This window comes from Azospirillum sp. B4 (assembly GCF_000333275.1).
In the GTDB taxonomy this organism is placed as follows: domain Bacteria; phylum Pseudomonadota; class Alphaproteobacteria; order Azospirillales; family Azospirillaceae; genus Nitrospirillum.
This window is the reverse complement of record NZ_BACU01000117.1, coordinates 1-7,268: the sequence shown is the minus strand read 5'-3', so window position 1 is coordinate 7,268 and position 7,268 is coordinate 1. Positions and strand designations below refer to the sequence as shown.

Annotated in this window: 12 protein-coding genes; 5 read left to right on the top strand and 7 right to left on the bottom strand. The window is 68.8% G+C overall.

The genetic code is table 11. From position 1 onward, the window contains the following. A partial coding sequence (locus I55_RS38945; RefSeq protein ID WP_044559548.1) for an FAD/NAD(P)-binding protein occupies positions 1-794 on the top strand: 794 nt, incomplete at its 5' end. A 173-nt stretch (positions 795-967) separates the two neighbouring features. Continuing rightward, positions 968-1,657: an EAL domain-containing protein gene (locus I55_RS05735; RefSeq protein WP_199902472.1), complete on the top strand. Its 690-nt coding sequence runs from the start codon at positions 968-970 to the stop codon at positions 1,655-1,657. A 6-nt stretch (positions 1,658-1,663) separates the two neighbouring features. Here the strand turns inward: I55_RS05735 and I55_RS05730 are convergent, their stop codons facing one another. Both I55_RS05730 and I55_RS05725 read right to left on the bottom strand, forming a co-directional pair. Further along, positions 1,664-2,149 (bottom strand): SRPBCC family protein, encoded by a 486-nt coding sequence (locus I55_RS05730; protein ID WP_049973870.1) that lies wholly within the window; start codon positions 2,147-2,149, stop codon positions 1,664-1,666. 19 nt (positions 2,150-2,168) lie between these two features. Next, positions 2,169-2,480 (bottom strand): helix-turn-helix transcriptional regulator, encoded by a 312-nt coding sequence (locus tag I55_RS05725; protein WP_044559546.1) that lies wholly within the window; start codon positions 2,478-2,480, stop codon positions 2,169-2,171. Between the two features lie 184 nt (positions 2,481-2,664). On the opposite strand from I55_RS05725, the gene I55_RS05720 reads away from it, so the two are divergent. Genes I55_RS05720 through I55_RS05710 form a run of 3 tightly spaced genes read left to right on the top strand, consistent with a single transcriptional unit; the run spans position 2,665 to position 3,544 of the window. Further along, positions 2,665-2,928 (top strand): type II toxin-antitoxin system ParD family antitoxin, encoded by a 264-nt coding sequence (locus I55_RS05720; protein WP_044559545.1) that lies wholly within the window; start codon positions 2,665-2,667, stop codon positions 2,926-2,928. 10 nt (positions 2,929-2,938) lie between these two features. Beyond that, a complete protein-coding gene (locus I55_RS05715) occupies positions 2,939-3,238 on the top strand; it encodes a type II toxin-antitoxin system RelE/ParE family toxin (RefSeq protein WP_044559544.1) in 300 nt (99 codons plus the stop codon). A 21-nt stretch (positions 3,239-3,259) separates the two neighbouring features. Next, positions 3,260-3,544 carry a hypothetical protein gene (locus I55_RS05710; protein WP_044559543.1) on the top strand — a complete coding sequence of 95 codons (285 nt, stop codon included), beginning with the start codon at positions 3,260-3,262 and terminating at the stop codon, positions 3,542-3,544. A gap of 14 nt (positions 3,545-3,558) precedes the next feature. Here I55_RS05710 and I55_RS05705 read toward each other — a convergent pair whose 3' ends face one another. The 5 genes from I55_RS05705 to I55_RS05690 form a co-directional block, all read right to left on the bottom strand. Continuing rightward, positions 3,559-4,806 (bottom strand): M20/M25/M40 family metallo-hydrolase, encoded by a 1,248-nt coding sequence (locus I55_RS05705; protein WP_044559542.1) that lies wholly within the window; start codon positions 4,804-4,806, stop codon positions 3,559-3,561. An 11-nt stretch (positions 4,807-4,817) separates the two neighbouring features. Beyond that, the gene (locus I55_RS05700; RefSeq protein WP_044559541.1) at positions 4,818-6,050 is read right to left on the bottom strand and encodes an allantoate amidohydrolase; all 1,233 of its coding nucleotides are present in this window, start codon (positions 6,048-6,050) and stop codon (positions 4,818-4,820) included. Further along, on the bottom strand, positions 6,047-6,232 hold the full coding sequence (locus tag I55_RS38235; protein ID WP_252181031.1) for a 2-oxo-4-hydroxy-4-carboxy-5-ureidoimidazoline decarboxylase: 186 nt from the start codon (positions 6,230-6,232) through the stop codon (positions 6,047-6,049). Before I55_RS38235 ends, I55_RS05700 begins: the two co-directional genes overlap by 4 nt. After that, positions 6,225-6,551 carry a 2-oxo-4-hydroxy-4-carboxy-5-ureidoimidazoline decarboxylase gene (uraD, locus tag I55_RS38230; RefSeq protein WP_252181030.1) on the bottom strand — a complete coding sequence of 109 codons (327 nt, stop codon included), beginning with the start codon at positions 6,549-6,551 and terminating at the stop codon, positions 6,225-6,227. Before uraD ends, I55_RS38235 begins: the two co-directional genes overlap by 8 nt. Further along, positions 6,548-7,268, bottom strand: a 721-nt coding sequence (locus tag I55_RS05690) for a polysaccharide deacetylase family protein (protein WP_044559540.1), incomplete at its 5' end; no start/stop codon positions are given. The genes I55_RS05690 and uraD, both read right to left, overlap by 4 nt.

Genomic DNA, 7,268 nt, shown 5'->3' with positions numbered 1-7,268 from the left:
TGCTGTCGCTGCGCGCCCGGGGCCACCAGGGACAGATCGGGCCCTTGTCGCGGCGCGGCCTGCTGTCCCGCCGGCACACGGACGCCGTGCCCCATGTCATGCCGCCGCCGCCGGACCTGCCCACCTCGCTGTCGCGCGCGCTGGCCCAGGTGCGCCGGCTGGTGCGGCAGGAGCAGGCGGCCGGCCGGGCCTGGCAGCCGGTGATCGACAGCNTGCGTCCCCGCACCGTTGCCTACTGGCAGGCCTTGCCGTTATCGGAACGCAAGCGCTTCCTGCGGCACCTGCGCCCTTGGTGGGATGTGCATCGCCATCGCCTGGCGCCCGCCGTCGCCACGCAGCTGACTGCCCTTCAGGCCACCGGCGCCTTGATCGTCACCGCCGGCCGGTTGCAGGCGATCGAGGAGGTGCCGGACGCCGTGCAGGGTAGGGTGCGGGTGACCTACCGCCCCCGCAACGAGGCGGCGGACATCACCTTCCCCGTCGACCAGGTCATCAACTGTTCCGGTCCCTGCTGCGACATCCTGCGGGTCACCGACCCGCTGGTGCGCGACCTGCTGGCCCAGGGCATGATCCGGCCGGACCCCCTGCACCTGGGCCTGGACGTGGATAACGAGGCGCGGGTGCTGGACGCCGGTGGGCGGCCGGTGGCCGGCCTCTACGCCATCGGCCCGGTCACGCGCGGCACCTACTGGGAAATGACGGCCGTGCCGGACATCCGCCTGCAGGCGGTGACATTGGCCCAGCACCTCGGCGCCTATGTCGATCGCCATGCCCGGGTGACGCTGGAAGCCTGACAGGCCCGCTTTCCGACACCCTTGTCCAAGGCGACAGCCCGCGCCTTATGTAGGGGTTCTGTAACCGCTTCACCGGCGCTGGCCGGTGGATGGGTTGCGCCCCCCAGGATGAATGCGTCGTAATGGACTGTCATGCTTGCGCGGAAGGGACAGCGCTTCCCTTCGATTTCACCATGGCATTCCAGCCCATCGTCGATGTCGCCCAGCGTACACTCTTCGCCTATGAGGCGCTGGTGCGGGGTGCGGACGGCGCGGGGGCCGGCACGGTGCTGGCGCGGGTCGACGCAACGAACCGCTATGCCTTCGATCAGGCGTGCCGGGTCAAGGCCATCAAGTTGGCGGCCGCCTTGGGCCTTCCCGCGACGGGCGCCCGCCTGTCCATCAACTTCCTGCCGGCGGCGGTTTACCATCCGGAACACTGCCTGCGCGCCACGCTGCGGGCCAGCCGGGCGACAGGCATGCCCCTGGACCGCCTGATGTTCGAGGCGACCGAGAATGAGCCCATCCAGGACCCGGCCCACCTGCTGGACATCTTCAGCGAATACCGCCGCCACGGCTTCCTGTCCGCCATCGATGATTTCGGCGCCGGCTATGCCGGCCTCAGTCTGCTGGCCAAGTTCCAGCCGGATATCCTGAAGATCGACATGGAACTGACCCGCGACGTGCACGCCCGGCCCGTCAGCCGCACCATCGTCGGCGCCATCGTCCAGGTGTGCCGCACCCTGGGCATCACCGTGGTGGCGGAGGGGGTGGAAACGGTGGAGGAGTTGGACACCCTGCGCGACCTGGGCATCACCCTGTTCCAGGGCTACCTGTTCGGCCGGCCCCAGGTGGGGGCGCTGCCAAGGCCGGTTGGTTTCTGACCTCCTTCAGCCGTTCGCGGCGGTGGCATACAGATCCAGGATGCCGGTCCAGCCGCCGGCGCTGTCCACCTTGCCCCGCAGGCGCTGGCCATTGTCTTGGCCGAAGCGGTCCAGGTTGCGGTGTTCCAGCGTCACCCGGGTCAGGGAGTCATCCAGGGGCGTGAACGTCACCTCCACTTCCGAATACGTGTCGGTGCGGAACTGGAAGTCGCCGTCCAGGTGCCAGCTTAGCACCAGGCGGCCCGGCGGCTCCCACGCCAGGACGCGGCCCCAGTCGCATTCCGATCCGTCGTCGCCCACCTCGTACCAGCGGCCGTCCATCTTGGGCTCGATCACCGCGTTCACCATGGGCGCCTTGCCGATGTGATGGGTGGCCGGCCACCAGGTGCTGAAGCGGGTGGTGAAGACCTGGAAGGCATGGGTTTGGCTGGCCTTCACCTGCACCGTCTTCACGACGGGGGCGATGGCGATGGTGCGTTCGGCGAGCGTCATGGCGAAGGCTACTCCCGTCTTATGGTTTGTCGGCTATTTTCTCCGCCTCGGCCGCGAAGGCGTCGAGCGCGGTTTCCCAGAACTGGTCCAGCCAGCGGCGCAGCGCGCCCAGGCCGTGCGGGTCGATGTGATAGATGCGGCGCGTCCCCTCCGCCCGGTCGGCCACCAGCCCGGCGTCCTTCAGCACCTTCAGGTGCTGTGACACCGCCGGCCGGCTGATGGGCAGCTGCCGCGCCAACTCCCCCACCGGCTGCGGCCCGGCCCGCAACCGCTCAAACACCGCCCGCCGGGTGGGATCGGCCAGGGCGGTCAAGGCTCTTTCGTAAGACATGACTTACGGTAAGTCATGACGAACGGATGAGTCAAGGGGGACGGTGGACTCCAGCCGCCAGGGCGATGCTCTCGTCCAGAGCGTCTGCAGCCGTAGCTGTCGCCCCATGGCGGCCTCCCGATTCTGGAGCTATATTGATAATAGTTATCCACCCGGCACATGCCGTTGGGAAGGAGTGTGGACCATGCCCAGCAGCGTCAATCTTGGCCCTCAGTTGGAGGGCGTTGTGGATCAGCTTGTTGAGTCAGGGCGCTATAACTCCCGCAGCGAGGTGCTTCGGGATGGTGTACGTCTGCTTCATGAGCGTGAAATCCGCTTGGCTGCGCTGGATGCGGCGTTGAAGCGGGGGCTCGATGATGCGGATGCTGGCGACGTCCTAGCCGTGGATGAGGTGTTTGAGGCACTGAAAGCCAGGTTGGGCAAGTCCAAGAAGGCATCGGGCGCCTAACCCCGTGCCTATGAAGGTTGTCATCACTCGGGCCGCTTTCACCGACTTGGTGGACATTGCGGATTGGATCAACGCCGAGGAGCCTGATCGGGCACCGGGTTTTATTGACGCGCTGCACGAGCGGTGTCTGGACTTAGGCCAGTTCCCTCTGGCCTGTCCGTTGGTACCACGCTTTGAAACGCAGGGCATTCGTCGTCGCGTGTTTCGCGACTATCTGATTTTCTACCGCATTCGGAGGAGGAATGTCGAAGTGCTGCGCGTCTTGCATGGCGCGCGGGATTATGCCGCCTTATTGTCCTCCGACCTTTAACCAGCTGACCTTTCCCTTCCCATGATCCTCGACATCCTCGCCGCCGTGGGCCTGCTGGCCATCCTCGCCATCTGTGTCCATGGACTGCGCACGCCCAGGAAGCGCACGGGCTTCCTGCTCATGGCGGCGGTGACGCTGCTGGCGATGGCGGTGCTGGTGGCGGACAACGTCGTGGCCATCGGCCTGGTGCACGGCGCGCGCTTCGGCGCCGTGATCCTGGGTGTGATGGGCCTGATCAACGGCGCCCTGGTGCTGGCGCAGATCGTCAGCGGCAAGCCGTGGAACCCGCGGCGGATGGGGCGGTAGGCGGGGCTTGCGTCTCATGCGCCCGTCAGGAAATCCACCAGCGTCAGGGCCATGACCTCGGTCGCCTTGTACAGGTCGCTCAGCGGCAGGCGCTCGTCCGCGCGGTGGGCGTTGGCTTCCTCGATGGTGTGGGGACCTGCGCCGTAGAGCACGGTGGGGATGCCGGCGGCGGCGTAGTGGCGGGCGTCGGTGTAGATGGGCACGCCCTTCGCGGCCACCGGTTCACCCAGGATGCGGGTGGCGTGGCGGCTGATGGTGTCGGTCAGGCGGTCGGTGCCGGCGATGGGCTTCAAGGGTTCGGCCAGCAGGATGCGGCGGACGGTGACCGTGGCCTCCGGCCGTTCGGCGGCGGCGGCGGCGATGACCTGGCGCAGGGTGGCCTCCACCACGCTGCCCTGCTCCTCCGGGATCATGCGGCGATCCAGGCGGAAGGTGATGCGGTCGGGCACGACGTTGGTGTTGATGCCGCCGGAAATCAGGCCCACGGTCAGCTGCGGGCTGCCGATGCCGGGCACGGCGGACACGGTCGCGGCATAGCCGGCGCGGTGCTGGTACAGCCAGCTGAGGATGACGGTCGCCGCTTCCAGCGCGTCGATGCCGGTGGCGGGCAATGCCGCATGCGCGGACTTGCCCCGCACCTCCACCTCCAGATGCAGGCAGCCGTTGTGGGCGGTGACGATGCCGTAGCTGAAGCCGGCGGACACGGCGTAGTCCGGCTTGGTCAGGCCCTGGTCCAGCAGCCAGCGCGGCCCGATCTCCCCGCCCGCCTCCTCGTCATAGGTCAGGTGCAGTTCCACCGTGCCGTTGAGCGCGGCACCCTGGCGGGCCAGCGCATCCAGCGCCATCAGGGCGTAGGTGTAGCTGGCGAAGTCGGATTTGGAGACGGCGACGCCGCGCCCGTACATCCAGCCGTCCTTGACGGTGGCGGCATAGGGATCGACGGTCCAGCCTTCGCCCGGCGCCACCACGTCGCCATGGGCGTTCAGCGCGATGGTGGGGCCGCCGCTGCCAAAGCTGCGGCGCACGATCAGGTTGGTGGCGCTGACCATGCCGTTGGCCTTGACCAGCGCATCCGGCACCACATGGCGTTCCACGGTATAGCCCAGGCCCTCCAGCAGCTCCGCCGCGCGGGCGGCGTGGGGGGCGCAGTCACCCGGCGGGTTGTCGGACGGCACCTTGATCAGCTCCGCCAGGAAGCGCACCTGCTCCTCCCGCTTGGCCGTCAGGAAGGTGTGCACGGCGGTGGCGGCGTCGATGGTCATGAAAGTGATCCTTAAGCGGCGAAAACAGGTTCAAAACGACGCAAAAAGTCCAGCAGGACGGTGACCGCCAGGTCGGCGTCTTCCGCCGTGATGCTTTCGGCGGGGTTGTGGCTGATGCCGCCGGCACAGCGGACGAACAGCATGGCCATGGGGCACAATGCCGCCAGGGCCATGGCGTCGTGGCCGGCACCGCTGGGCAGGTGGTGGGGGATGACGCCAGCCCGCGCCACCGCCTGGTCCAGCTGGCGCATCAGCCCCGGGTGGCAATGGGCGGCGGGGGCGTCGTGGGTGGGCTGGATGTCCAGCGCCACGCCCCGGCGGGTGGCGATGGCGGCCAGGGCGTCCAGCAGGCTGGCGGCGGCCGTCTTGCGGCTGTCGTCGCGCGGGCTGCGCAGGTCGATGGTGAAGGTGGCCTGGCCGGGGATGACGTTGACGGCGCCCGGCTTGGCCTCGATCCGGCCCACGGTGGCGACCAGATCGGGTTCCGCCCCGCCGGCCGTCTCCACCGCCAGCACCATCTCCGCCGCCGCCGCCAGGGGATCGTGGCGCAGGGCCATGGGCACGGTGCCGGCATGGCCGGCCTGGCCGGTGACGGTGACGCTGTAGCGGCTGGCACCGTTGATGGCGGTGACGATGCCCAGGGGCAGGCCCTTGGATTCCAGCACCGGGCCCTGCTCGATATGCACCTCGACGAAGCCCAGCACCCGGGACGGGTCGCGGGCGACGGCGGCCAGGCCGGCGGGGTCGCCACCGAAGTCCCTCAATGCGTCACCCAGGGCGATGCTGTCGCGATCGCGCGCGGCCATCGCGTCGGGCGCCACGGTTCCGGCCACCGCGCGGCTGCCGGTCAGGGTGATGGGGAACCGCACGCCCTCCTCATCGCCGAAGCCCAACACCTCGATGGCGTAGGGCAGGCGCTCGCCCTTGCGGTTCAGTTCCGCCACCGCGGCCACGGCCGCCAGCACGCCCAGGTTGCCGTCGTACTTGCCGGCGTTGCGCACCGTGTCGATGTGGGACCCCAGCAGCAGGGCGGGCTGGCTCGGCGCCAGTCCCGCGTAACGGCCGACGACGGTGCCGGCGGCGTCCACATGCGCCTCCATCCCCGCCTCGCGCATCCAGATCAGCAGCTGGTCGGCGGCGGCGCGATGCTCCCGTGTCAGGTACAGGCGGGTCAGGGCCGGCCGGTCGGCGCTGTGCCGGGCGAAGTCGTCCAGGCGCGCCATCAGGGCGGGGCCGAACCTCACGGCAGCATCTCCCGCAGCCGCAGCAACGCGATACGCTCCACCTGCGCGGTGGCCGTGGCGAACTCCGTCTCCGCGTCGTTGGCCACGCGAGCCTCGAAATTCTCCAGGATGGCGGTGCGGGTCAGGCCGCGCACCGCCAGGATGAAGGGGAAGCCGAAGCGGGCCTTGTAGGTGTCATTCAACGCCTGGAAGCGGGTGAATTCCTCCGGGCGTGCACTTGTCCAGCCCGGCGGAGGCCTGCTCGGCGGTGGAGTCCGCCGTCAGCTCGCCCCGGACCGCCAGGCGCCCGGCCAGGTCGGGGTGGGCCAGTAGCACCCCCAGCCGCCGCTCCCGGCTGGCCGCCCGGAACGGCGCCACCAGGGCGGCATGCAAGCCGTCCGCCGTCTGGGCATCAGCCGGCAGGCCCGCGTCCCAGGCGGCTTCCGCGATCCAGGGCGAATGCTCGAACACGCCGCCGAAGCGGGCGACGAAGGTGTCTCTGCTGTCAAAGGCGTCGCTCATGCGCCGATACCCTTAAAAGGATGGCCCTTATAAGGGTGGCGCTGATGCCAGTGGCGGGCGATGTCGGCGCGCGTGGCGAACCACACGCCCTCATGCCCCCGGGCGTAGTCCAGGAAGCGTTCCAGCGCCTGGATGCGGCCAGGCTTGCCCACCAGTCGGCAGTGCAGGCCCACGGACATCATGCGCGGCGTCTCCGCCCCCTCGGTATACAGCGCGTCGAAGCTGTCCTTGAGATAGGTGAAGAACTGGTCGCCGGAGTGGAAGCCCTGGACCTGGACGAAACGCATGTCGTTGCAGTCCAGGGTGTAGGGGACGATCAGCTGCGGCCGGGTGCCCCCGTCGCTGACCGCCACCTCTTGCCAATAGGGCAGGTCGTCGTCATAGGCGTCCGCGTCGTAGAGGAGGCCGCCATGCTCGGCCACCAGGCGGCGGGTGTTGGGGCTGGTGCGGCCCGTGTACCAGCCGACCGGCCGGGTACCGGCGACCTGTTCCAGGATGGTCATGGCCTTGGCCATGTGCGCCGCCTCTTCCTCCGGCGTCATGTACTGGTAGTTGATCCAGCGATAGCCGTGGCTGGCGATCTCATGGCCCCCGTCCACCATGGCGCGGATGACGTCCGTATGACGTTCCGCCGCCATGGCCACGGCGAAGATGGTCAGGGGGATTTTCTTACGTTCGAACAGCTTCAGCAGGCGCCAGACGCCGACGCGCGAGCCG

Bases quoted from the DNA above. Each gene is read 5' to 3' on its own strand.
- I55_RS05735 (WP_199902472.1), top strand. From the start codon at position 968: ATGGCATTCCAGCCCATCGTCGATGTCGCCCAGCGTACACTCTTCGCC.
- I55_RS05730 (WP_049973870.1), bottom strand. From the start codon at position 2,149: ATGACGCTCGCCGAACGCACCATCGCCATCGCCCCCGTCGTGAAGACG.
- I55_RS05725 (WP_044559546.1), bottom strand. From the start codon at position 2,480: ATGTCTTACGAAAGAGCCTTGACCGCCCTGGCCGATCCCACCCGGCGG.
- I55_RS05720 (WP_044559545.1), top strand. From the start codon at position 2,665: ATGCCCAGCAGCGTCAATCTTGGCCCTCAGTTGGAGGGCGTTGTGGAT.
- I55_RS05715 (WP_044559544.1), top strand. From the start codon at position 2,939: ATGAAGGTTGTCATCACTCGGGCCGCTTTCACCGACTTGGTGGACATT.
- I55_RS05710 (WP_044559543.1), top strand. From the start codon at position 3,260: ATGATCCTCGACATCCTCGCCGCCGTGGGCCTGCTGGCCATCCTCGCC.
- I55_RS05705 (WP_044559542.1), bottom strand. From the start codon at position 4,806: ATGACCATCGACGCCGCCACCGCCGTGCACACCTTCCTGACGGCCAAG.
- uraD (WP_252181030.1), bottom strand. From the start codon at position 6,551: ATGAGCGACGCCTTTGACAGCAGAGACACCTTCGTCGCCCGCTTCGGC.